Raw genomic sequence first — 24,514 nt, forward strand, 5'->3', positions numbered from 1 at the left:
AGCACAGAGAAAAATCAGTCAACGATATGAAGGTCACCAAAGCACAAGCACAGGCGAACCGGGCGCACATCGTCGAAACGGCGTCTGCGCTCTTTCGTGAGCGTGGCTACGACGGCGTGGGCGTTGCCGACCTGATGGCCGCTGCGGGCTTCACCCATGGGGGCTTCTACAAGCATTTCGGCTCCAAGGCCGACCTGATGGCGGAATCGGCCGCTTGCGGTTTCTCGCAAACGGTGGCAATGACCGAAGGCTCCGACCTCGCCGCGTTTTTGCAGCAGTACCTATCCAGGCAGCACCGTGATGCCCCTGGTCAGGGTTGCACGATGGCGGCGTTGTGCGCAGATGCGGCGCGTCAGCCAGAGCCCGTCAGAGAGGTTTTTGCCGCTGGACTGGAGCGTTTGCTCGCGGCGCTGAGTCCCGATGTCATCGAGGATGCAGCCATGTCGCGGGAGGCGCGCGCCAAGACCATCAACGCGATCGCGCATGCTGTCGGAGCGCTCGTGTTGTCGCGGTCCTGCCCCGACGACTCTCCGCTTGCCAACGAAATCCTGGAGACCTGCCGCACGGCGATCCAGTCAAACGCGTCGGCACTGCCGAAACGGTAACGTCCTGGATGCCCCACGCAGGACCGGACGGTGGATGCGAAAGAACAGCGCCAGCCCGAACGGCGAGAATCCGAATCCGTCCAGCAGGATGGCAGGTGCCATCGCGAAGAACATGTAGCGAGCGCCGATGACCAGGCTCACCGACAGCGCGGGCGCATTACTCGTCGGCTGCATCGTCGCCTCCTTCATCGAGGCGTTCGATACAAGCATCCAGCAGCTCATGCAGGGCAGCCACGCGCTCCACCCCCAAGCGCTCATTCAGCGCAGTTTGCGCTGCCTGCCAGGCACGCTGCCCCTCGGCTCGCTTTGCTTGACCGGCCTCGGTCGCATCGACGAGACGGCTGCGCGCATCGCTGCCCGCGCCAATCCTCAGCCATCCATGAGCCACCAGAGGCTGCATGTTGCGCGTCAACGTCGAAGCATCCATCTGCATGCGTTTGGCCAGGTCGCCGGGACGGATCGGCCCAAGCCCGACGACATATGACAGCAGCGCGTACTGCGTGTTCTTCAGTCCCGTTTCGCTGACGTAGCGGTCGTAGTGGCGCGTCACCATGCGAGTGAGCTGGCGCAGCTTCAGGTTCGTACACCCTTGCGGTTTGGAGGTGTTCTTCATGTGATATATTGTATATGCAAACGTTGTATATGCAATCGTATCCAGTGAAATCTACGCGCATGCGACCACGACCTGTCTGATCTTCGACCAACCCGCTCTCACGACAAGGAGTTCCCATGAGCAAGCCTGAAATCGTCCTTTGTGCGCCCGTGCGCACACCAATCGGCACCTTTGGCGGAGCGTTGAAGGACACCCCTGCAACCGCTCTGGGCGCGGCTGTGGTGCGCGACACCTGCCGGCGTGCCGGCCTGCCTCCCGAGGCTGTCGATACCGTGGTGCTGGGTCAGGTGATCCAGGCAGGGGCCAAAATGAACCCTGCACGTCAAGCCGCCATTGGCGGCGGCCTCCCGGCGCAGGTGCCCGCAGTGACCGTCAACCGGGTCTGCGGGTCGGGAGCGCAGGCCATCGCCAGCGCTGCGCTGGAAGTAGCCGCCGGGTACGCCAAGGTGGCAATCGCTGGCGGCATGGAGAACATGGATCAGGCCCCGTACCTAGTGCCCAGTGGGCGCTGGGGTAATCGAATGGGCGACGCGGCAATGCTGGACAGCTTGCTGCGCGATGGTCTCAACGATGCCTTCAGCGGACAGCACTCGGGCTGGCATACCGAAGATTTGGTCAGCCGGTATGGGATCACCCGCGAAGACCAGGATCGTTGGGCAGCGCGCTCGCAGCAGCGTTTCAGCGCAGCACAAGCGGCAGGCAAGTTCGACGAGGAAATCGTTGCGATCGACCTGGCTGGCCGCAAGGGACCGGTGCGATTCGACCGCGACGAAGCCAACCGTCCGGAGACGACCATCGAAACGCTGTCCAAGCTCAAGCCTGCTTTCCGCAAGGACGGCAGCATCACCGCCGGCAACGCGCCTGGACTCAACAGCGGCGCAGCCGCGCTGATCGTCGCGGAACGCGACTTTGCCGACAAGCATGAGCTGCGGCCTTGGGCGCGACTGGTCGCGCAGGGCGTGGCTGCGGTCGAGCCGGGCCTGTTCGGCATCGGCCCCGTGCCGGCAGTCAAGCTCGCCCTGGAGCGAGCTGGGTGGAAGCACGGCGACATCGAGCGCATCGAGATCAACGAGGCTTTCGCCGCGATCGCGCTGGCCTGTCTGCGCGAGATGGGCCTGCCGGAAGACATTGTTAACGTCGAAGGCGGCTCCATCGCCCACGGCCATGCGATCGGCGCCACGGGTGCCGTGCTGACCACGCGCTTGCTGCATTCGATGCGTCGTGACGGCCTCAAGCGCGGGGTGGTGACGCTGTGCATCGGTGGCGGCCAAGGCATCGCACTGGCGCTCGAAGCGCTCTGATCAACGAGTGTTCTCATGACCATCCTCTACCTGGAAGACTTCACACCGGGTCAGCGCTTCGGTGGCCGCACGCGCATCCGCATCGAGGAAGCCCGACTCAAGGCATTCGCATCGGAGTTCGATCCCCAACCCTTTCACCTCGACGAAGGCGCCGCTAGCGCCTCGATATTTCGAGGCTTGGCCGCCAGCGGCTGGCATACCGCAGCGGTGACCATGCGCCTGCTCGTGGACAGCGAATTCCGGCCCGCAGGCGGCATCGTCGGCGCGGGCTTCGACGAGGTGCGCTGGCCGCAGCCGACGCGGCCAGGCGACGAGTTGCGCGTGGAAAGCGAGGTGTTGGAAGTTCGGCAGTCCAAGTCCAGGCCCGAGCAAGGGCTGGTCAAGGTGCGAACGAACACCCTGAATCAGGACGGGGAGGTCGTGCAGATCTCCGTCGGCAATGTGGTGGTTCTGTGCCGGTCGGCGTCGTCGGGTGAGGCGCAGCACGATATTTCTCAAAGGAGCGAAGCATGAAATACACCGTCTTTGGTAAAACCGGCCTGCGTGTGTCGCAAGTCGCATTGGGCACGGGTAACTTCGGCACGGGCTGGGGGTATGGCGCCGACCCTGATGCCGCAGAGGCCGTCTTCAATTCCTATGCCGAGGCGGGCGGCAACTTCATCGACACGGCGGACGTCTATCAGTTCGGTCAATCGGAAGAACTGCTCGGCACCCTGCTGCGGGGCCGGCGCGAGGACTTCGTGCTGGCCACCAAGTTCAGCAACGGTGCCGTGCCGAACGCGAACCGGCTGCTCACCGGCAACAGCCGCAAAGCGCTGGTGGCTTCCGTGGAGGCGAGCCTCAAGCGCCTCAGGACCGACAGGATCGACATCTACTGGGCACACCATCCCGACGGTGTTACCCCCATCGAGGAAATCGTCCGCGGCTTCGAGGATTTGGCGTGTGCGGGCAAGATCCTCTATGCAGGCTTGTCGAATTTTCCTGCCTGGCGCCTGGCCCGTGCGGTCACCCTCGCTGAACTGACCCGCGCGGTTCCCATAGCGGCGGCACAGTTCGAGCACAGCCTGGTGCGCCGTGAACCCGAGGCCGACCTGTTTCCAGCAGCACGCGCCTTGGATCTGGGTGTGGTGACCTGGTCGCCGCTGGGCGGGGGCATGTTGACCGGCAAGTACCGGCAGGGAGAAAAGGGCCGGGCCGAGGGCTTTGGCGGACGAGTTTTCCAGCCGGAGAACTCGGCGCAGCGCACGCAGATCCTGGACACCGTGCTGGCCGTTGCAAGCGAGCTGGGCGTCACCGCAGGCCAAGTGGCCATTGCCTGGGCCGGAACGCATGGAGCCGTACCGATCATCGGCCCGCGTTCGCCTGCCCAACTGAGCGACAACCTCGGTGCGCTGACGGTCGCGCTATCGGCCGAACAACTCCATCGCCTCGACACCGTCAGTAGCCTCGTGTCATCGGCACCATCACGGTCGCCGGTCCCCTGGGCCGAGGATTTCAATCGGGTCGTTGCTTGACACTATGCAGCCCAGCCTTCATAGCTGGGCTTTTTGCTTTTTGCTTTTTGCTTTTTGCTTTCTGCCCTGGTTCAACTCGTCACTAAGGCGCGGTCCCGAATCAGCTCTCTCGATGGCTTGGCGGCGGCGATAGTGATCTGCGGTACGCGCGGCATCGGTTCCTGTGCCGCACTCAGCTTGTTCGGTGACGACGTCACCTTGCCATCCAGCTTGAATACGCTGACCAACCGCGCCAGGTCGCCGGCCTGATCCTGCAGCGACGCGGACGCCGCCGCGGCTTCCTCGACCAGCGCCGCGTTTTGCTGGGTGACCTGATCCATGTGCATGATCGCCTGATTGACCTGTTCGATGCCTGCGCTTTGTTCCTGGCCGGCTTCGGTGATTTCTCCCATGATATCGGTCACGCGTTTGACGCTGTCAACGATTGCCTGCATCGTGCCGCCGGCTTCGTCGACCAGTTTCGCGCCCACCTCGATTTGCTCGACCGAATCGGTAATCAGCGCCTTGATTTCCCTGGCCGCGACAGCCGAGCGCTGCGCAAGGTTGCGCACTTCGGTGGCGACCACCGCAAAGCCGCGCCCCTGCTCTCCCGCCCGCGCCGCCTCAACCGCAGCGTTCAGCGCCAGGATATTGGTCTGGAAAGCGATGCCATCGATCACGCCGATGATGTCGACGACCTTCCGCGACGATGCATTGATCGAGCCCATCATGGTGACCACTTGCGAAACCACAGCGCCGCCCTGAACCGCAACTTCAGACGCCGATAAGGTCATCTGGTTAGCCTGCCGCGCATTGTCTGCATTTTTTCTCACGGCTTTGGTCAGCTCGTCCATGGATGCGGCGGTTTCTTCCAGAGAGCTGGCCTGCTCGTCGGTGCGTGAGGACAAATCGAGATTGCCAGCGGCGATCTGGCCAGAGGAAGCGGCAATGGCATCGGTACCGGAGCGAACTTGTACAACGATGTTTTGCAAGCTGCCGCTCATTTCTTTCAGCGCCTGCAGCAACTGGCCAGTCTCGTCGGTCGTTTTGACTTCGATGCGACGGGTCAGATCGCCGGCTGCCACTGACTGCGCGACTTTCACTGCCTCGCCCATCGGACCGGTAATCGATCTCGTTATCCAATAGGCGAGAGCAATGCCGATGAATACCGTGACCAATCCCAGCGCGATCATCAAAGCACGAGAGGAACGAATATCGCTCAGCGCTTCCGCTCCACTGGATTCAACCGCCTGATTCTGCAGTTGCGACAATTCCTTCACGGATTCCTGCAGCGTGCCGAGGGTTGGAAGTGTCTCGAGCAGCATCATGGAAGTGGCTTCGTCCCGATTCTGCTCGATGAGTTTGTCCACTTTGCTGAAGGACGCGACATACCGGACGCGATTGTCCCGGACCTTCTCGACCAATGCCTTCCCTTCGGGCGAATTATCGAGTTTGCTCAGCGTCTGGATCGCCTCGGTAATGATTTTTTTGTTGGCTTCGATCCGTTCGTGGATATCGGCGATGCGCGCTTTATCCGTCGTCAGAAATAGCTCCATCACGTTGCGGGCGTTTGCACGCGTGTTGGTGTCGATGGTGCTGGCAGCTTGCGCCCTCACCCAGTCTTTTTCGACGATTCTGCTGGTGATTCCTCCGACGTTGGCGATCCCAACCAGCCCCGCCGCAATCAAGGCCACCATCAGCATCAAGAGCAACCCGAAGCCTGTCGCCAAGCGGACGCTGATTTTCATATTGGCTATATTCATCCTCGCTCCATCCCATTCCCGAAAACGCACCAGAGTTGTGCATCGCCGATAAACAAAACAAAAGGGCGCCCGTCCAAATGCATTGCTGCATTCGACGAGACGCCCTTGTCTCTTTCAATTAGCGGTGACGCCATTGGCACCGCCACCATTTATCAAGCAATACTCATGCCATGAGGCAACCGCACTCTAGATCGATTTCAGCAGTCCTTCGGCCCTGACTTTCCAACCCTTGCGGGGGAAGCCGGGAGCGAGGCCGCCCTGCCCGTCCCATCCCCCCGCCATCAGGGCGACCGCCAACAGCAGTCCGCCGTTCGATGGGAAATAGGTCTGGGCAGCCCGCTGGTAGCCCGGCCCGTCCGGCCCGACACCAGCTTGCGCGCTGGTGGAGCCGGTCGCGGTTGGTACGAAGGCGGCGGCGTGGGCGTCGAGATGGACACGAGGCGTCATGCCGCTGGTGCCGAACTTGTTGTTCTTGGCGTCGAAGAACAGCCAGTCGATGGCCTCTTCCGGCGCGTTCAGGCGGGCGGCGGTCAAGGCCATCATCGGGTAGTCCCAGCCCCAGGTCTGGCGCAGGTCCCAGTCGCGCTTGACGCGGTCGAGGGTGCGGCGCATGGTCGGTTTGTCAACGTCGCGGCCGGGCAGGAAGCCGAGCGGCATGAGGAAGGATGGGTGGTCGCGGTTCTGGCAGGTCTCCTCCAACGCGTTCGCCTTGCAGGCGCCAGCGGCCTTGTCCCAGAAGCCCGGTTCGGAGCGGACCGGCAGGTACAGGCCGTCTTTCTGCGGCAGGTCCGGCCACTTGGCCAGCACCGCGTCCCAATCGGCGTGCCGGGATTTGCCGGCACGCTCGCGCCAGGCTTGCGCGGTTTCGATGCCCCAGCGGAAGTAGGCGACTTCGAAGGCCGGGTCGAAGGTGCTCAATGGCGCAAAATTTTCCTGGACCGGGATGATCGGCGGACCGAGGCGATACTTGCCGCTCGCTTCGTCCAGATACGGGAACGATGCCAGCAGGTTCGCGCATTCCTCGACCAGTTCCCCGTAGGCTTTCAGCAAGCGCTCGCCGCCGCCGGCGCGGTACAGCAGCTCGCTCATGTAGATCGGGTGCGGTTGCTGCCACATGATGAAGGGCGAGACCTTGGACGGACTGTCGGCGCCATCCGGCCCGATCATCTTCGGCCACCACGCGCCTTTCAAGCCCTGCTCCGCGGCACGCGCCTTCGCTTTCGGCAGGAAACCGACGTACCATGCGAGACTCTTCTCCAGCAGCTGCGGCCGGCCCCACAACGCGAAGTGCGCCGAATGCCACGGGTGCATTTCCAGATGGGACTTGCCGTTCCAGCTGTTGGAGAACAGGCCCTCTTCCTGCGGCGGGAAAGCTCCCGCGGCGTTCACTGCCATCAAGTATTGCGACAGTACGACGCGGCGCTCCAGCTCCTTGGCGCGCGGATCAGTCGAGCCGGAAAAATCGACCATGCCGCCATCGGTCCAGTAATGAATCCAGTGGCGCGCGGTCGCCGCCGCAGCTTCGGCAGGGTTGGACACGGCCGCGCCAGCCTGCGCGGAAAATTGCGTGGTGACGATCAGTTTGCTGGCATTGGCGCCAACGCGATAAGCATGCGCTTCCGTCTTCTCGATCGCCGCACCAGGCGCCGCGATCGCGACGTGATACGCGGTCGCATCAATCTGCCGCTTCAGCCGCACTTCGCCGGCCTTGCGCGACAGCTCGGTCGTGCTGTGGCTGGCTGGATTGCTCCAGTCCGACGGATCCGGATTGAGCGCCTTCGCCACGCCCGGGAAGCGCACGGCGACCCCGAGGCGCCCCTGCGCCACCAGCGCGGAAGTCACCTCCGCCATCACCGCATCCTGCTCCGGCAGGACGCGCGTCACGACCGTCACCGCCTCGCCATCGTAGGTGAAGCTGCTGGTCAATGTCCCCGTCCACATATCCAGCGTCTGGCGCGTGTTGCGGATGTCGGCGAAGCGCGCCGGCGATCCGTCATTCGCGCGCAAGTCCAGCGCCATGCGGCCCAGCGAGAAGCGATGCGGATTCTCGCGGATCCATGCCATCGCCGGGTTCTTCTCGGCATCGGCCCAGTTTTCGATATAGCCATAGCGCCGCTTCACGCCACGCACGTCGATTTCCACCTGCGTATCGCGCACCGTGAATCCCTGCGGATTCGGAAAGCTGTGCCAGGCCCATTGCGCTTCGGTCAACAGCGGCGCAATCTTGCTGTACGGCTCGGTGAAGGTCTGAAGCCCGGTGATGTCCGCCGTGAAGCCGATATTCCCGTTCCCCAGCATCAGCGGCGAAGTGGGATCGACCTGGGTGAGAAATGGATTGTGGCGCCTGACCAGCGCCTTGCGGTCAATACGTGCGGTGGCCGACGCGGATGCGGGCAAGGCCATCGCGACACCGGTCGCGGCGGCGGCGAGCATCAGGCGGCGGCGGGAAATGAGGATAGTATCCATCGGACAATTCAACCATATCGGGCAGCGGGATTGAAGGATTAATGGCCCGCCAGCGCCGTTTAATCACGCAGCTGCGTGATTTGTTTTCCGCTTGAGGAAAATCCCCTCCTCGTCCGTCTTATCATTAACGGGGCATCGCAAGGTCCCGATAAAAAAGTAAAGAGGAGACAGCGATGAGATTTTCCAAAGGGGTGTGGGGCCTTGCACTGGTGTTCGCCGCGCCGGCCTTCAGCGCCATCATCGGCGCAAATACACCGGCACCCGAAATCACGATGGCACGCCTGACCGAACTACCGGTCGCGCAACGCGCGGCGTGGACGGACTACATCGCGCGCTCGCAGAAACAGCAGAAATTCGACCACGACACGCTGGCCGCCGAGTTGAAACCCGGCGAGAGCGCCCCTCCGCCGCCGGTGGCGGGCAGCGGCAAGATGCCACTCCACAAGGATGCGAGCTGGTACGCGTCGGCGGAAGCGCGCGCAATCGCCGATACCATCGTCAGCTTTCAGACGCCGTCCGGCGGCTGGAGCAAGAACCAGGACCGCACCAAAGCGCCGCGCCTGCCCGGCCAGCGTTATGCCAACGACGCCGAGACGATGGAAGTCGGCACCGGCAATTTCGACTCGCCGCACGACCGCTTCTGGACCTTCGTCGGCACCCTCGACAATGGCGCGACCACCACCGAGATGCGCTTCCTCGGCCGCGTGCAAGCACAATTGCCCGGCAAGGAAGGCGACGCCTACCGCGCCAGCATCACCAAGGCCATCGGCTACTTGCTGATGGCGCAATACCCGAACGGCGGCTGGCCGCAAGTTTATCCGCTGGAAGGCGGCTTCCACGACGGCATCACCTTCAACGACAACGCTGTGGCCGAGGCCGCAATGATCCTGGAAGATATCGCCGAGGGCCGTCCGGAATTTGCCTTCGTGCCGCCGGAGCTGCGCAAGCAAGCCGGCGCCGCAAGCGCGCGTGCGATCAGACCGATCCTCGACGCCCAGGTCGTGGTCGACGGCAAGAAGACCGTCTGGCCACAGCAGGTCGACGCCATCACGCTGCAGCCTATTTCGGCGCGCAACTACGAGATGCGCTCGCTGGCCAGCGCCGAGACCACTGAGATCCTGCTGTTCCTAATGCGCCAGCCGAATCCGACACCGGAGATCAAGGCCGCCGTCGATTCCGGCATCGCCTGGCTCAAGGCACATGCCATCTACGACAAAGCCTTCACCAAGATCAACGACGAGGAAGGCCGCAAGCTGGTCGACAAGCCGGGCGCGGGCCCGATCTGGTCGCGCGATTACGACCTCCAGACCGGCAAGCCGATCTTCGGCGACAAGGACAAGTCGATCCACGACGACGTCAACAATATCTCGAAGGGCCGCCGCAATGGCTACGCCTGGTACACCCCGATGCCGCAGAAATCAATCAACGCCTACAACGAAATGACGGGCAAGCGCGCCACCCCATGAAAAGACTTTATCTTGCCAGCGCCTTCGCGCTCGCCACCTTCGCCACGGTCAGCGTTGCAGCGCCGATCGACCGCCAGGCCGTCGTGACGCGGCACAATCCGCACCTCACCGCCATCGACCCGATGTCGCCGCTTAGTGTCGGCAACGGGCGCTTCGCGTTCACCGCCGACGTCACCGGCCTGCAGACGCTGCCGGACCTGTACCACGACAAGGGCACGCCGGAAGAGACCCAGGCCCGCTGGTCCTGGCACGAGGACGCCAATCCCAACGGCTACAAACTGTCGGACGCCAACCGCGACTATACGGCCCACGGCCGCACCGTCGGCTATCCGACCAATACCAAAGTTCCCGCTGGCCAGTGGCTGCGCGAAAACCCGCACATCCAGCCGCTGCCGCAGATCGGCTTCGTGCTCACGGGCGGCGGCGCCCGGCCCATCACAGCCGCCGACGTCACCGGCATCGATCAGCGCCTTGATATGTGGAAGGGCGAGCTGGACAGCCACGTCCAGCTGCTGGGCCAGCCGGTCAGCGTGAGCAGCGCCGTCAGCCCCGGCAGCGACACGCTCGCCCTGCGCATCCGCTCGCCGCTGCTGGCCAGCGGCCGCGTAGCGGTGCGCATCGCCCTGCCCTTCGGCTACCAGATGCGCGACCACCACAACCCGCCGCTCGACTGGTCGCATCCGGAGGCGCACAAGAGCACGGTGCTGGAACAGGGCAGCAACAAGCTCGTGGTCGAGCACACGCGCGATGACGCGCGCTACGCGATGACGCTGGCCAGCAGCGCGCCGATGACCATCACCCATCCTTCGGCCCACATCTTCGAGATCGCGCCCAAGTCCGGCGACACGCTGGATATCACCGTCAGCTTCGTCCAGGACGGCACCGCGCCGGCGACGGACAGCGCGCGCGTGTTCGCGGACAGCAGTGCGCATTGGGCCGGATTCTGGCGCAGCGGCGCGGCGGTTGATTTTGCCGGCAGCACCGATCCGCGCGCCAATGAACTGGAACGGCGCGTGGTGCTGTCGCAGTACCTGACGGCGATCCAGCTTGGCGACACGGTGCCGGCATCGGAAAGCGGCCTCACCACGTCCACGTGGTACGGCAAGCACCATGCGGAAATGGTCTGGTGGCATACGGCGCACTTCGCGCTGTGGGGCCGGCCGGAATTCACGGCGCGAACGCTCACGTGGTTCCAGCGCACCTTGCCGGTCGCGCGCGCGATCGCCGCGGAGCGTGGCTTGCAGGGCGCGCGCTGGATGAAAATGACCGGGCCGGGCGGCCGCGAGAGCCCGGGCGGCAATCCGCTCATCGTCTGGAACCAGCCGCACGTCATCCACCTCGCGGAACTCATGTACCGCGCCAATCCGTCGCGCGAAACGCTGGAGCGTTACCGTGACCTGGTGTTCGAGACGGCGCAGTGCATGGCCTCGATGCTGCACTGGGACGAGAAGGGCCAGCGTTATGTGCTTGGCCCACCGCTGTGGATCGCGCAAGAGATCTACGACCAGTCGACCAGCATGAACCCGACCTACGAGCTGAGCTACTGGGCGCGCGGGCTGGAGATCGCGCAGGAATGGCGCGAGCGGCTCGGCATGGCACGCGATCCGGCCTGGGAAAAGGAGCGCACGCATTTGTCGGCACTGCCGCAGAAAGACGGCAAATATGTGGCGCTGGAGTCGCATCCGGACACCTGGGACAACGTGGACAGCCGGCACGACCACCCGTCCTTCCTGATGGCGCTGGGCCAGCTGCCGGGCGATGGTGTCGACCGCGAGGTGATGCGCCGCACGCTGCATGCCGTGTTGTCCAGCTGGGACTGGAAAACCAAGATCTGGGGCTGGGACTATCCGATGATCGCGATGACCGCGGCGCGGCTGGGCGAGCCCAAAGCGGCCGTGGACGTGTTGCTCAAGTCGGACGGGCCGAACAACAGCTACACGCAGGCGGGGCATAACGTGAATACCAAGCTGCCGGTTTATCTGCCGGGGAATGGGGCGTTGCTGGCGGCGGTGGCGATGATGGCGGGCGGCTGGGATGGCGCGCCGGATCGGCCGGCGCCGGGGTTCCCGAACGATGGGACCTGGGTGGTGCATGCCGAAGGTTTCCAGCGCTTGCCGTGATGTGTGCCTTAAACATAACGTCGTTCCCGCGAAAGCGGAAACCCCATTTCTCCAGCAGACAGGCCAAGCTTATCGGATTGACGCCGCTAACTTCAGCACGTCGTCCCGGCGCAGGCCGGGACCCATGCTGAGTTTGCCGGCCAACTGCGTCGACGCTTCGACTTCTCTAACGGTCTATGGGTCCCGGCCTGCGCCGGGACGACGGGCATCTGCTAACAAAGAAATTTTGGGTTCCCGCCTCCGCGGGAACGACGGTCACTCTTAATCGAGAAATCGCATGACTAGCAAAACAAACCCCCAGCGCCGCACCTTCCTGCGTAGCGCCTCCGCCGCAGGTATTCTGCTCGCCAGCGACATCGGCTCGATCGCCGCCGCTGCGGAAATGCCCGCCGATCCGTGGCAGCACGCCCAGCAGATCATCGACCGCTGCAGCAAGCCCCTCGTCTTCCGCAAGGAGGACTTCCCGATCACCAACTTCGGCGCGCGCAGCTGCGACCTGGTCCCCGCCATCTCCACCTGGCGCAAGACCCAGCGCAAGGTGATGACCCCGGCCCCCGGTTCGCACGACTGCTACCCCGCGATCGCCGCCGCCATTGCCGCCGCCAACCGCGCCGGTGGCGGCCGCGTGCTGATCCCTGCCGGGAACTGGTATTGCAAAGGCCCAATCGTGCTGCGCTCGAACGTGCACGTCCACCTGGCGGCCAACGCGCAAATCTACTTCAGCGCCAATCCGCTCGATTACGCGAAGTACGGCGACATAGACTGCGGCAAGAACGGCAAGCTGGTGTTGTCGCGCTGGCAAGGCAACGATCTCCTGAACTATTCGCCGCTGGTGTACGCGTACAAGCAGTCGAACATCGCGCTCACAGGCGAGGACTGGACCAGCGTGCTCAATGGCCAGGCCGGCGTGCCCTTCGAATCGGGCGACGGCTCGTGGTGGGGCTGGGTCGACAGCAAGGGCGATGCCATCTCGGCCGCCACCAACAACCCGCTCAACCCGGAACTCGAAGAAATTGCGCCATGGCTGACGCCCGAACAGCGCGCGCTGGTGCAGGGCGAGCACCCACGCTGGCGCGGCGACACGCGCTACCTGCCGGCGCTGTCCGAAGCCGGCGTCCCCATCGGCAAACGCGTGTTCGGCATCGGCCACTACCTGCGGCCCTGCCTGATCGAGCTGATCGGCTGCACCGACGTGCTGCTCGAAGGCTACCAGACCAACGATTCGCCGTTCTGGCAGCATCACCCGGTCGATTGCCGCAACCTGCGCATCAGCAAGGTGAACATGGAGAGCATGGGGCCGAACAACGACGGCTTCGATCCCGAATCCTGCGACACGGTGCTGGTGGACGGCTGCACCTTCAACACCGGCGACGACTGCATCGCCATCAAGTCCGGCAAGAACCGCGACACGCAGTACGGGCCGACGCGCAACGTCGTGATCCAGAATTCGGTGATGAACAGCGGCCACGGCGGCATCACGCTTGGCAGCGAAATGGCGGCCGGGATCGAGCACGTGTACGCGCAGAAGATCGAGTTCCGCAACGTGCACTGGGCCACCGAGCCGCTGCACACTGCGATCCGGCTGAAGGCGAACATGAACCGCGGCGGCTTCCTGCGCCACTTCTACGTGCGCGACGTGACGCTGCCGAACGGCGTCGCCGCGCAGGAGCAACGCAACAAGGACAAGCCGTCGACCAGCGGCGGCGCCGTGATCACCATCGACTGCGACTACGCCGCCGGCGACGACGCGGTGCGCAACCGGCCGCCGGCGGTGTCCGACGTGCACATCTCGAACCTGCGTGCCTCGAACGTGAAACTGGCCGACGGCGAGTACTCCTGCAACCAGGCCTTGCTCATCCTCGGCCCGGTCGCCGCCCACTTCAACGGGCCGGCCGGCACGGCGATCCTGCCGGTGTCGAACATCACGATCAGCGATTCCGACTTCGGCACGGTGCGCAACGCGGCCAAGCCGGTCTTCCTGCACAACGCGCAGGGAGTGGTGCTGAAAAACGTGCAAATTAACGGAAAAATGATCAATCAGACACTGTCGGCCTGAAGAACCGCTCACGAGATTGATTGCTCCTCGGAACTTGGGACGCCCGGTGCGGCATATACTTGGCCTGATCCGGGACCCAGGCATGAGCGAGCTTATGGAAACAGAAGTTGTTGACTGGCTGACAATGAACTTCCTGCCTCACGAGGCAGAGCTGCGTAAAATGCTGCGCCGGGTCTGCGCATGTGCGGCCGAGGTCGATGATGTCATCCAGGAGACCTACTATAGAATCCTGTCGATGCCGAGCCTGGAGCACGTCCACCATCCGAAGTCCTTCATTTTCCGCGCCGCGAAGAACATTGTGCTGGACCGCATCCGGCGCGACGCCGTCGTCAGCATCGAGGCGATGGCCAACCTGGACGACCTGGAAATCGAGGACACCGCGCCCTCGCCGGAACGGGTGGCATTCGCGCGGGCCGAGCTGAAATGGGTGATCGGCCTGATTGGCACCCTGCCCGACCGCTGCCGGACGGTATTCCGCGCGCGCAGGATCCACGGCATGTCGCAGATCGAGACCGCCGAGAGCCTGGGCCTGACCGACAGCGTCGTCGAACACGAAATGATGAAGGGCATGCGCCTGATGTCCGAGATGATCTCCAAACACGGAATCAATCAGGAAACGGGCAAGCGCAAAATGGCCGGGAAAAGAATTCTGGATAAAGCAAGTAATGTCAGAGATTGATCAACAAGCCTTCGGATGGGTAGCGCGCAAATTCGCGCGCGGCCTGTCCGATCAGGAAACCGCGGAACTGGATGCCTGGCTTGAGGCCGACATCCGGCACAAGGGCGCGCACGCCCGTGCCATGGCGATCTATAACGCCCTGCACCTGGCATCGGCGCCGGAATCCGCCTCGTCCAAACTGGATGATCCCGCGCCGGATGAAGACGCGGCGCCGCGCTACGCCGCGCCGCGCCGCAAATTCCTGATCTATGGCGCGCTGGCGGCCGGCCTCGGGGCCGCGGCGGTCAAGACCGGCATGACCGTGTTCGACAAAGGCACGGTGCTCAGCACGGCCAAGGGCGAATTCCGCAAGGTGCCACTGCAGGACACCTCGATCGCCAACATCAACAGCGGCAGCCAGATCGAGGTCGCCTTCACGCGCCAGCAACGCCGCATCAAGCTGCACCAGGGCGAAGCGTGGTTCGAGGTGGCCAAGGACAAGTCCAAGCCCTTCATCGTCGAAGCCGGGGACGCGCGGGTGCGCGCAGTCGGTACGGCGTTTGCTGTGCGGCGTTTCGCCAACGGCACCGAAGTGCTGGTCACCGAGGGAACGGTCGAAGTCTGGAACGAGACCGGTGCGGCGCAGAAGCGCTCGATGACGGCCGGCGAGCGCGCCTTCCTGGCGAAGGAAGCGCAAGCCATTGCGGTGACCCACCAACCGAACGAGGTCAACCGCATGCTGGCATGGCGCGAGGGCAAGCTGATCCTGGCGAACCAGACCTTGAGCGAGGCGGTCGCCGATTTCAACCGCTACAGCACGAAAGCGATCGTCGTCACCGACCCGGCGCTGGCAGGCAAGCGCCTGGTCGGCGAGTACCAGCTCGATGCGCCGGAATTGTTCGCCAAGGACGTGAGCATGGTGCTGGACGTACCGGTGTCCGTCACCGCCGACAAGATTTTCATCGGAGCCGCGCCCCGCCGAACCAAGAACCAAACGTAAAGCACAACAAAACGGAACAGCATAGTTCCGAATAACAGATCAGGCCAGGGAGAGAGACGCGCATGATTTTTGAAAATCAATGCGCAGGTAGAGTAGCCGTCATTTTTGCCGTGTGCGCGCTAGCGCATGCGGGAACGGCGCACGCGCAGGAATTGCCGCGGTCATTCAATATTCCCGCAGGCGCGGCCACTGAATCGGTGTCGAAGTTCGCGCGCCAGGCGGGCATCAATATCCTGACCTCGTCGGACATCCTGGCGGGCGTGAGTACCAAGCCGCTTACCGGCAGCTTCACGGTCTCCGAGGCGATCGAGCGCTTGTTGAAGGACACTGCCCTCGTCGGCAAGATCAATGCGAGCGGCGCGGTGGTGATCCTGCGACGCCACGCGCCTCAAGCCGTCAGCGCACCCATCGAGCCCAACGTTCCGGCCATCGCCCAAGCCATCCCGCCAATTCTGGTGGAGGAGCAGCCGGTGCGCAAGACCGTGGTGATCGTCGGCACCCGCGCTTCCCAGCAATCCGGCATCGAGCGCAAGAAAAACGCGGCCACCGCGATGGATTCCATCGTCGCCGAAGACGTCGGCTCGCTCCCCGACCGCAACATCGGCGAGGCCATCTCGCGCATGGCCGGCATCGCGCTCGACCGCGGCGACTTTGGCGAAGGCGTCAGCGTCGCCGTGCGCGGCAACGGCCCCGACCTGACGCGCGTGGAGCTTGACGGCCAGGCCGTGCAGTCGGCCGGCGGCAGCGACATGAACGGCGGCGGCGATGGCCGCGCGGTGGAGTTCCGCCAGTTGTCCGCCGACCTGATCAAGAGCGTGGACGTGGTGAAGGGATCGACCGCGGACATGACCGAAGGCGCGCTCGGCGGCAGTATCGTGATCAAGACGCGCACCGCCCTCGATTTCAAGAAGCCCTATGCCTCGCTGCGGGTGGCGGGCAGCCAGAATTCGCTGAACAGGAAATGGGAGCCGGACAGCAACCTGATCCTGGCCGACAAATACCTCGACGGCAGGCTTGGGCTGCTGCTCAACGCCTCGACCACTACCTTGGCCAACGAAGGCCATTCGGCGCAGGTCGCGGGCGGCGCCAACCAGGGCTATTTCCGCCTCTACGACTTCGACAACTCGCCGCAGAAAACGTTCAGCTTCCAGCCGGGCACGGTCAACACGGCCGATGCGTCCACGCGGACGCCGATGCTGCAATCGCCGCTGACGGGCGGCGGCTACTTCAACTCCGCCACGCCTCTGGAAGTGATCACCAGGTCGGCCGCCGCCCAGAGCAAGGCCGACTGCAACGCCGCTTTTCCTGCGCTGACTAGCGCCCAGCTCGACGCGATCACCGGTTCCTCCGCCCGCAGCGCGGCCCAGTCGCAGCGCAGCAACGAGCTGACGACCTGCCTGAACCAGTGGAACGATTACACGCCATCCGGCCCGCGCTACCTCGTCAAGCGCGAGATCGACCGGCGCCAGAATCTCGACCTGCGCGCGGACTTCAAGGTCAACGATGCCTTGACCGTCTACGCCAAGGGCAGTTACAACCGGCGCCACGACGACATCAACCAGCTGTCCTACAGCCTCGGCAACCTGGCCGTCAGCGGCGGCGTGCCAAACACGGTGCCGGGCACAGTGGTGGTGGACGCCAGCCATCACCTGACGCAATACACCTTCACCGGCGGCGCCGCCCGGACCGACCAGATGCACGACATCGCGCTGACCACGGCGCGCTACCTGCAGGCCGGCGGCGTGTTCAAGCGCGGCGGGCTGACCGCCGAATTCTTCGTGGGCGACGCGCGCTCGGATTTCCAGCGCGGCGCCAAGCAGCTGAGCTTCACGGATTACTATGGCGCGGCGACCGCGACATTGCTGTCCAACGGCTTGTGGGGCTACACCTTCCCGGACGTCAATCCGATCACCTCGCAAAGCTTCGAACGCTTCGCCAAGCTGTATCCCAACAATGCCAGCAAGGCGGTCTCGCCCGGCATCTACAACGCCAACGCGATCCCGGCCTACACCGCGGACCAGCAACAGGCCGTGACCTCCTCGCCCAACGTCACGTGGGCACCGCAGATCCGCGAGAGCGCGGAGCGCACGGCCAAGCTCGACCTGAGCTACGCCTTGCCGTCATCGATTCCCTTCTTCAAGCGGATCAAGAGCGGCTTCAACCTGCGCGACACCACCAACGACAGCTGGACCATCAACAACGGCGGCTACAACCTGCGCGACGCGGTGGGGACCTACGGCACGCCCGGCTACGTGCCGCCGCTGGTGCTGCCCTCGCCCTCGCTGCGCAGCACGCTCTACGGTTGCCAGGACACGGCCGGTTCGCTCGGGCCGGGCGGCAACAAATGCCAATATGGCCTGATCATGAAGGACGACACCCGCCAGGCGCTCGACAGCAAGGCGGTGTTCACGATCCCGCAGTTCATGGACTTGCTCCAGCAGACGATGGTGCTGAAGGCGACGCCGACCCAGTTCTTCAGCGGCGCCAGGGGCCGGCCGGACGGCCTGATCGATAACTGGACCCAGATCGACGTCGAAAAGGTGTTCGCCATCGCCGGCATCCCGAATGCGAACTTCGACTGCGTCAAGCAATGCACGGCGAACGACGGCAAGGTGTACGACCAGCCGCACGCCTCACTGAAAGAGCAGGCGCAGGCTGTGTACCTGATGGGCGAGTTCGGCCTCGACCACATTCCCTTCACCGGAATTCGCCTGCCGTTCGGATGGGAGCTCGAAGGGAATGTCGGCGCGCGCTACGTCCGCACCAAGGTGCGCGGCACCGGCATGATGAGCTTCATTTCGATCACCAAGACGGACAGCTACGATCCCCTGAATCCCTACGCCGGCGGCGGCACGCTTACCAGCAAGGTGTCGCAGGCAACCGCGGTCGACGCCGTGACCCATGATTTCCTGCCCAGCCTGAACCTGGCGACCTGGCTGGTACCTGACAAGCTAGTGCTGCGCTACGGCCTCGCGAGAACGGTGGCGCGGCCGCCGGCCTCGCGCCTGCTGCCATCGGGCACTTGCACCTATGACGAACGCAGGCTGGACGCCGTCGACGTATTCCAGGCCTGCACCGGCACCATCGGCAACCCTGCCCTGCAAGCGCAACGAAACGTCAACCAGGACCTGAGCGCGGAGTTCTATCCAAACAAGGACACGATGTTCTCCATCGCCACCTTCACACAGAAGGGCAAGGTGGGACCGTCGATCGCGGAGGGCGTGACCCACCTGCCCCTGTTCGCGCGCGAAGGGCTGGCCGCGCCGTCCGGTGGCGCTCCGTTCGCCGACATGCTGTTCGATTACTCGACCTGGACCAATGGCGCGGCGACCAGCCGCCAAGGGCTGGAGCTGGGGTTGAAGACGGCGTTCACCATCCTGCCGGGGCTGCTGCGCTACACCGGCTTCGACGCCAACTACAGCAAGATCCGTTCGCGGACCAGCACCGACAACGTGGTCGACCTGCTGACTGGCACGCCGCTGCCGCCGCCGCGCGAATCGGACTATTCGTATAACTGGGCGCTGTGGTACGACGACGGCAAGCTCGCGGCACGGGTCGCGGTGCAGGCCGTGGGCGCCTACTTCAACTGCATCGCGTCCTGCGGCCAGTCGGGTGTCAACAACTATCCGAGCGCGGCCTCCAACGTGCGCGTCGGCTTCCCCTACAACCCGGGCTCGCCCGATTTCAAGGACGCGACCCGCTTCATCGACGCCAAGATCTCGTACAAGTGGCGGCGCAACATCGAGTTCTTCGTCGAGGGACGGAACCTCGGCAACGCGACCACGTCGAACAGCCAGGCCCAGTTCGCCCCGTTCGCCGACGGCACGCCCAACCTCCTCGATTACTCCTACGCCGGACGCCGCATCATGGTCGGCGTCACTTTCCGCACGCTCTGAATCGCTCAACTTTTCGATTAAAACGATCACGAGCAGGTGATTCCTGAGGATCAGCCCAAGGCGCTCGTCTTAACAGATATGCGGTGCGTAAACATCGCCTTCTAAAAAAACGAGGAGATAGAGAATGGGCTGTACCGGAATTGGGCAGATGCGCCTTCACCGTTTGACGTATGCGGTCTCGATCGCGCTGGCGACGCTGATTGCCACCAACGTCGCGGTGGCGCAGGAAAAGAGCGCCACGGGCGATACCACTGAAACGAGCAGCACGGACAACAAGGTCACCACCGTCACCGTGGTCGCCACCCGCGCTTCGCAGCAATCCAGCATCGAACGCAAGAAGAATGCAGCGACGGCGATCGACTCGATCGTCGCGGAAGACGTCGGCTCGCTGCCGGACCGTAACGTCGGCGAGGCCATCTCGCGCATCGCGGGCATCGCGCTGGACCGTGGCGACTTCGGCGAGGGCGTGACCGTGTCCGTGCGCGGCAACGGCCCCGAGCTGACCCGAGTGGAACTTGACGGCCAGGCTGTCCAATCCGCCGGCGGCAGCGATATGTCGGGCGGTGGCGATGGCCGCGGCATGGAATTCCGCCAGCTGTCGTCCGACCTGATCAAGAGCGTGGACGTGATCAAGGGCTCGACCGCCGACATGACCGAAGGTTCGCTCGGCGGCGGTATACAGATCAAGACCCGCACCGGTCTCGATTTCAAGAAGCCCTTCGCCTCGCTGCGCGTGGCCGGCACCCAGGCCAGCCTGAACAAGAAGTGGGAACCGGACGCCAACCTGATCCTGGCGAACAAATACATGAACGGTCGCCTGGGCCTGCTGCTGAACGCGTCGACCACCACGCTGGACAACGAAGGCCACGTGGCGAAAGTCTCGGGCACCAACCAGGGCTATTTCCGCCTGTATGATTTCGACAACTCGCCGGACAAGACCTTCACCTTCCAGCCGAGCACCGTCAACACGGCGGATGCGGCCTCCAACACCCCGATCCTGTCGTCGCCCCTGATTGGCGGCGGCAACTTCAATTCGGCCACGCCGCTCGACCTGGTCACGCGTTCGGCCGCGGCCAAGACCAAGGCCGATTGCCAGGCCGCCTTCCCGGCCCTGACCACGGCGCAGCTGAACGCGATCTCGTCGTCCAGCCGCAGCGGAGCGCAAAGCCAGCGCACCAACGAGCTGAACACCTGCCTGAACCAGTGGAGCGACTATTCGCCGTCGGGCCCGCAGTACAACGTCCGCCGCGAGATCGACCGCCGCCAGAACCTGGACCTGCGCGCAGACTTCAAGGTGAACGACAACCTGACCGTGTATGCCAAGGGCAGCTACAACCGCCGCCACGACGACATCAACAGCCTGAGCTTCTCGATGGGTAACTTCACCGTGAAAAACGGCGCGCCCAACACCCAGCCAGGCTCGGTGGTGGTCGACGCCAGCCATCACCTGACGTCCTACACCTTCAACAACACCGACAGCAATGGCGTGGCCAAGACCGGCCAGAGCCACGGCATCGGCAACACGACGGCGCGCTACCTGCAGCTGGGCGGCACCTACCGGAACCGCGGCCTGCTGGCGGAATTCTTCGTCGGCGATGCGCGTTCCGACTTCAACCGGGGTGAAAAGAACTTGACCCTGAACGACTACTACGGCTCGGGCACGCTGAGCGTGCTGCCGAATGGCCTGTGGGGCTACACCTTCCCGGGCTATAACCCGACCGATAATTCGGACCTGTCGCGCTTCGCCACGCTGTACCCGCGCGGCGCCAGTGCCGCCGTCCCGATCAGCAAATACATCACCATCGCCACGCCGGCCTACACGGCGGCCCAGCAAAACGCGGTCACCTCCTCGCCAAACCTGACCTGGAAGCCTTCCATCTACTTCAGCGAGGAGCGCACGGCGAAGGCCGACGTGACCTGGACGACGCCGGAGTCGGTCCCCTTCTTCAAGCGCTTCAAGACCGGCTTCAACCTGCGCGACATGCGCAACGATAACTGGAACATCAACAATGGCGGTTACACCCTGACCGAATCGGTCGGCACCTTCGGACAACCGGGCTATATTCCGCCGGTCGTGCTGCCGTCGCCGCAAGTGCTCAGCACGATGTACGGCTGCGCCGATTCGCCGGGCTCGCTTGGACCAGGCGGCAACAAGTGCGTGTACGGCTGGATCCCGGGAGGCAACATCAAGCAGGGCCTGGCCGGGGCTTCGGTCATGCCGGTGGATCAATTCATGGACATGCTGCGGCAGACCATGACCATGAAGGCCACGCCGACCCAGTTCTTCAGCGGCGCCAAGGACCGTCCGGCCGGCCTGGTCGACAACTGGACCCAGATCGACGTCGAGAAGCTGTTCAGCATCATGGGCATCCCGAACACGAACTTCGACTGCGTCAAGAAGTGCACCGCCAACGACGGCAAGGTCTACGACCAGCCGGCACAGCACCTGAAGGAACGCACCGAAGCGTTCTACCTGATGGGCGACTTCGGCCTCGACCACATTCCGTTCACCGATCGTGCCCTGCCGTTTGGCTGGGAGCTGGACGGCAACGTGGGCGTGCGCTACGTGCGCACCAAGGTGAGCGGTACCGGCATGATGACCTTCACCTCGATCACCAAGACCCCGTCCTACGACCCGAACTTCCCGGATGCGATCGGCGGCACGCTGACTGAATCGGTCACGCAGCCCACCGCAACCGAGGCCAAGACGACGGACGTGTTGCCGAGCCTGAACCTGGCTACCTGGGTGATGCCGGACAAGATGGTGCTGCGCTATAGCGTGGCCAAGACGGTGGCTCGTCCGCCGGTGTCGCGCCTGCTGGCCTCCGGCAGCTGCACCTACGACGAGCGGCAGGTGGACGGGATCGATTCGCCGCAGAAGTGCAGCGGCACCGTCGGCAACCCGGCCCTGCAGGCGCAGAAGAACGTGAACCAGAACCTGTCGGTGGAATACTATCCGAACAAGGACACGATGTTCTCGATCGCCGGCTTCACGCAGAAAGGCAGGGTCGGCCCCGCGATCTCGCAAGGCGTGAACAACCAGAAGCTGTTCGCCAACACCAGCCTGGTCGATCCGGCTACGGGCGCTTCGCTGGCCGACATGCTGTTCAACTACTCGACCTGGGTCAATGGCACCACGACCGGCCGCAAGGGCGTCGAGTTCAGCACCAAGACGGCGTTCACCTTCCTGCCCTCCTTCCTGCGCTACACCGGCTTCGACGGCAACTACACCAAGCAGCACTCGGCCACCACGGCGGCCAATGTGGTCGACCTGTTGACCGGCACCCCGCTGCCGCCGCAGAACGAGCAGAAGTACACCTACAACGCAGCGCTCTGGTACGACGACGGCAGGCTGTCGGCGCGCGTCGCGGTACAGGCGGTGGCCTCGTACTTCAACTGCATCGCCTCCTGCGGCAGTTCGACCAGCATGTACAACTACCCGAACGTGGGCAACTACGGCCGCTTCTCCAGTGCGTACAACCCGGGTTCGCCGATCTTCACGGACTCGACCCGCTTCATCGACGCCAAGATCTCGTACAAGATCACGCCGGCGGTGGAGGTGTTCGTGGAAGGACGCAACCTGGGCAATGCGACCACCTCGCATAGCACCGGCGGTTTCGCGCCGTTTGCGGACGGCACGCCAAGCCTGATCGACTACGCTTACGCCGGCCGACGCATCATGGTCGGTGTGAACTTCCGCACCCTGTGATGAAGCAAGCCACAAGGTGGATGCTGGCGGCGGCGCTTGCGCTCGGCGCCAGCCGTGGCTTCGCGGCGGATTTCAATGCCGCAAAGTACGGAGCCAAGGGCGATGGCGTGACCATGAACACGGCCGCCATCCAGCAGGCGATCGATGCCGCGGCCAAGGAGCATGGCACGGTCGTCTTCCCGGCCGGCACCTACCTGACCGGTTCGGTGTTCGTGAAGTCCGGCGTGACGCTGCGGCTCGACAAGGGCGTGACCCTGCTCGGCTCGCAAAACATCAAGGACTATCCCGTGATGCCGAGCCGGATCGCGGGCATCGAGATGAGCTGGCCTGCCGCGCTGGTCAATGTCTACAAGCAGGAGAACGCCGCCGTCGTTGGCGAGGGAACCATCGATGGCGACGGCAAGGTGTTCTGGCAAGCCTACTGGGACCTGCGCAAGGATTACAACGCGCGCGGCCTGCGCTGGGCGTCGGACTATGATGCCGGACGCCCGCGCCTGCTGCAGGTGTTCGATTCGTCGCAGGTCCAGATCGGCGGCGGCCTGCTGCTGCGCCGCTCCGGCTTCTGGACGGTGCACATCTGCTACTCGCATGACGTGGCCGTCGACGGCGTCACGATCCGCAACAACGTGGACGGGCGCGGTCCTTCCACCGACGGCATCGACATCGACTCGTCGCGCAAGGTGCTGGTGGCGCACGCCGACATCGAGGCCAATGACGACGGGATCGTGATGAAAGCCGGCCGCGATGCGGATGGCCTGCGCGTGGCGCGCCCGACCGAGGATGTGGTGGTGCGCGACTCGATCGTGCGCGATGCGAAGGCGGGCTTTGTGTTCGGCAGCGAAACCTCGGGTGGCTTCCGCAATATCGAAGCCTACAATATCCAGATGCTGGCGAAGGTACCGGTGGGGATCATGTTCAAGTCGGCGCATACGCGCGGCGGCTGGGGTGAGGATATCCGCCTGCACGATATCGACATGGATGGCGTGCCGGTGGTGATGCGGGTGAATATGAACTGGAATCCCGCCTACAGCTACGCGCGCATTCCCGAGAGCGAGAAAAATTATCCGGCGCACTGGAAGGTGCTGGCGACGCCGGTGCCGGAACAGCAGGGCATCGCGCATTTTCACGACGTGAAGATCTGGAATATCAAGGCAAAGGCTGCGGCGACGGCGTTCGAGGTGGATGGCTTTGCCAACGCGCCGCTCCAGCGGTTCAGCTTCGACCAGATCGATATCGAGGCCAAAAAGGGCGGGCATATCAATGACGCGCAGGACTGGCGCTTTGCCAATCTGCGCTTGCGCAGCGATGTGCCGATTGAAGTCGGCAAGGCGAGCAGCGTCAGCGGGGTGCCGGCGAGTCCCTGAACAT

General features: G+C 63.9%; 16 protein-coding genes. 12 read left to right on the plus strand and 4 right to left on the minus strand.

All coding sequences use genetic code 11. The features are described 5' to 3' along the window. Window positions 1-26 precede the first annotated feature (26 nt). Entirely contained in the window at window positions 27-605 is a 579-nt protein-coding gene (locus NX778_RS12470; protein WP_258812061.1) for a TetR/AcrR family transcriptional regulator, read from the plus strand. Here the strand turns inward: NX778_RS12470 and NX778_RS12475 are convergent. Beyond that, a complete protein-coding gene (locus NX778_RS12475; RefSeq protein ID WP_258812062.1) occupies window positions 576-779 on the minus strand; it encodes a hypothetical protein in 204 nt (67 codons plus the stop codon). The genes NX778_RS12470 and NX778_RS12475 overlap by 30 nt on opposite strands. Further along, the gene (locus tag NX778_RS12480; protein WP_258812063.1) at window positions 763-1,218 is read right to left on the minus strand and encodes a MarR family winged helix-turn-helix transcriptional regulator; all 456 of its coding nucleotides are present in this window, start codon (window positions 1,216-1,218) and stop codon (window positions 763-765) included. The genes NX778_RS12475 and NX778_RS12480 overlap by 17 nt, the downstream gene beginning before the upstream one ends. Window positions 1,219-1,334: 116 nt before the next feature. On the opposite strand from NX778_RS12480, the gene NX778_RS12485 reads away from it, so the two are divergent. Genes NX778_RS12485 through NX778_RS12495 form a run of 3 tightly spaced genes read left to right on the plus strand, consistent with a single transcriptional unit; the run spans window position 1,335 to window position 4,033 of the window. Further along, window positions 1,335-2,519: a thiolase family protein gene (locus tag NX778_RS12485; RefSeq protein ID WP_258812064.1), complete on the plus strand. Its 1,185-nt coding sequence runs from the start codon at window positions 1,335-1,337 to the stop codon at window positions 2,517-2,519. Window positions 2,520-2,534: 15 nt separating this feature from the next. Then, the gene (locus tag NX778_RS12490) at window positions 2,535-3,032 is read left to right on the plus strand and encodes a MaoC family dehydratase (protein ID WP_258812065.1); all 498 of its coding nucleotides are present in this window, start codon (window positions 2,535-2,537) and stop codon (window positions 3,030-3,032) included. After that, on the plus strand, window positions 3,029-4,033 hold the full coding sequence (locus NX778_RS12495) for an aldo/keto reductase (RefSeq protein WP_258812066.1): 1,005 nt from the start codon (window positions 3,029-3,031) through the stop codon (window positions 4,031-4,033). Before NX778_RS12490 ends, NX778_RS12495 begins: the two co-directional genes overlap by 4 nt. 71 nt (window positions 4,034-4,104) lie before the next feature. Here the strand turns inward: NX778_RS12495 and NX778_RS12500 are convergent, their stop codons facing one another. Both NX778_RS12500 and NX778_RS12505 read right to left on the minus strand, forming a co-directional pair. Beyond that, a complete protein-coding gene (locus NX778_RS12500; protein WP_258812067.1) occupies window positions 4,105-5,775 on the minus strand; it encodes a methyl-accepting chemotaxis protein in 1,671 nt (556 codons plus the stop codon). 186 nt (window positions 5,776-5,961) lie between these two features. Then, on the minus strand, window positions 5,962-8,241 hold the full coding sequence (locus NX778_RS12505; RefSeq protein ID WP_258812068.1) for a hypothetical protein: 2,280 nt from the start codon (window positions 8,239-8,241) through the stop codon (window positions 5,962-5,964). A 173-nt stretch (window positions 8,242-8,414) separates the two neighbouring features. On the opposite strand from NX778_RS12505, the gene pelA reads away from it, so the two are divergent. From pelA to NX778_RS12545, 8 genes are all read left to right on the plus strand, one after another. Next, the gene (gene pelA / locus NX778_RS12510; RefSeq protein ID WP_258812069.1) at window positions 8,415-9,707 is read left to right on the plus strand and encodes a pectate lyase; all 1,293 of its coding nucleotides are present in this window, start codon (window positions 8,415-8,417) and stop codon (window positions 9,705-9,707) included. Further along, the gene (locus tag NX778_RS12515; RefSeq protein WP_258812070.1) at window positions 9,704-11,827 is read left to right on the plus strand and encodes a hypothetical protein; all 2,124 of its coding nucleotides are present in this window, start codon (window positions 9,704-9,706) and stop codon (window positions 11,825-11,827) included. Before pelA ends, NX778_RS12515 begins: the two co-directional genes overlap by 4 nt. Window positions 11,828-12,104: 277 nt before the next feature. Next, a complete protein-coding gene (locus NX778_RS12520; protein ID WP_258812071.1) occupies window positions 12,105-13,883 on the plus strand; it encodes a glycoside hydrolase family 28 protein in 1,779 nt (592 codons plus the stop codon). A gap of 82 nt (window positions 13,884-13,965) precedes the next feature. Continuing rightward, window positions 13,966-14,562: an RNA polymerase sigma factor gene (locus NX778_RS12525; RefSeq protein WP_258812072.1), complete on the plus strand. Its 597-nt coding sequence runs from the start codon at window positions 13,966-13,968 to the stop codon at window positions 14,560-14,562. Then, the gene (locus tag NX778_RS12530) at window positions 14,549-15,541 is read left to right on the plus strand and encodes a FecR family protein (RefSeq protein WP_258812073.1); all 993 of its coding nucleotides are present in this window, start codon (window positions 14,549-14,551) and stop codon (window positions 15,539-15,541) included. Before NX778_RS12525 ends, NX778_RS12530 begins: the two co-directional genes overlap by 14 nt. A gap of 152 nt (window positions 15,542-15,693) precedes the next feature. After that, the gene (locus NX778_RS12535) at window positions 15,694-19,437 is read left to right on the plus strand and encodes a TonB-dependent receptor (RefSeq protein ID WP_258812074.1); all 3,744 of its coding nucleotides are present in this window, start codon (window positions 15,694-15,696) and stop codon (window positions 19,435-19,437) included. Window positions 19,438-19,585: 148 nt separating this feature from the next. Next, entirely contained in the window at window positions 19,586-23,146 is a 3,561-nt protein-coding gene (locus NX778_RS12540; RefSeq protein ID WP_258812075.1) for a TonB-dependent receptor, read from the plus strand. Continuing rightward, window positions 23,146-24,510, plus strand: coding sequence for a glycoside hydrolase family 28 protein (locus tag NX778_RS12545; RefSeq protein ID WP_258812076.1), 1,365 nt, complete (start codon window positions 23,146-23,148; stop codon window positions 24,508-24,510). The genes NX778_RS12540 and NX778_RS12545 overlap by 1 nt, the downstream gene beginning before the upstream one ends. The last annotated feature ends 4 nt before the right edge of the window (window positions 24,511-24,514 follow it).

Source organism: Massilia terrae (genome assembly GCF_024753145.1).
GTDB classification, from domain to species: Bacteria; Pseudomonadota; Gammaproteobacteria; order Burkholderiales; family Burkholderiaceae_D; genus Telluria; species Telluria terrae.

Bases quoted from the DNA above. Each gene is read 5' to 3' on its own strand.
- pelA (WP_258812069.1), top strand. From the start codon at position 8,415: ATGAGATTTTCCAAAGGGGTGTGGGGCCTTGCACTGGTGTTCGCCGCG.
- NX778_RS12525 (WP_258812072.1), top strand. From the start codon at position 13,966: ATGAGCGAGCTTATGGAAACAGAAGTTGTTGACTGGCTGACAATGAAC.
- NX778_RS12495 (WP_258812066.1), top strand. From the start codon at position 3,029: ATGAAATACACCGTCTTTGGTAAAACCGGCCTGCGTGTGTCGCAAGTC.
- NX778_RS12520 (WP_258812071.1), top strand. From the start codon at position 12,105: ATGACTAGCAAAACAAACCCCCAGCGCCGCACCTTCCTGCGTAGCGCC.
- NX778_RS12505 (WP_258812068.1), bottom strand. From the start codon at position 8,241: ATGGATACTATCCTCATTTCCCGCCGCCGCCTGATGCTCGCCGCCGCC.
- NX778_RS12485 (WP_258812064.1), top strand. From the start codon at position 1,335: ATGAGCAAGCCTGAAATCGTCCTTTGTGCGCCCGTGCGCACACCAATC.
- NX778_RS12515 (WP_258812070.1), top strand. From the start codon at position 9,704: ATGAAAAGACTTTATCTTGCCAGCGCCTTCGCGCTCGCCACCTTCGCC.
- NX778_RS12540 (WP_258812075.1), top strand. From the start codon at position 19,586: ATGCGCCTTCACCGTTTGACGTATGCGGTCTCGATCGCGCTGGCGACG.
- NX778_RS12530 (WP_258812073.1), top strand. From the start codon at position 14,549: ATGTCAGAGATTGATCAACAAGCCTTCGGATGGGTAGCGCGCAAATTC.
- NX778_RS12480 (WP_258812063.1), bottom strand. From the start codon at position 1,218: ATGAAGAACACCTCCAAACCGCAAGGGTGTACGAACCTGAAGCTGCGC.
- NX778_RS12470 (WP_258812061.1), top strand. From the start codon at position 27: ATGAAGGTCACCAAAGCACAAGCACAGGCGAACCGGGCGCACATCGTC.
- NX778_RS12500 (WP_258812067.1), bottom strand. From the start codon at position 5,775: ATGAATATAGCCAATATGAAAATCAGCGTCCGCTTGGCGACAGGCTTC.
- NX778_RS12490 (WP_258812065.1), top strand. From the start codon at position 2,535: ATGACCATCCTCTACCTGGAAGACTTCACACCGGGTCAGCGCTTCGGT.
- NX778_RS12475 (WP_258812062.1), bottom strand. From the start codon at position 779: ATGCAGCCGACGAGTAATGCGCCCGCGCTGTCGGTGAGCCTGGTCATC.
- NX778_RS12545 (WP_258812076.1), top strand. From the start codon at position 23,146: ATGAAGCAAGCCACAAGGTGGATGCTGGCGGCGGCGCTTGCGCTCGGC.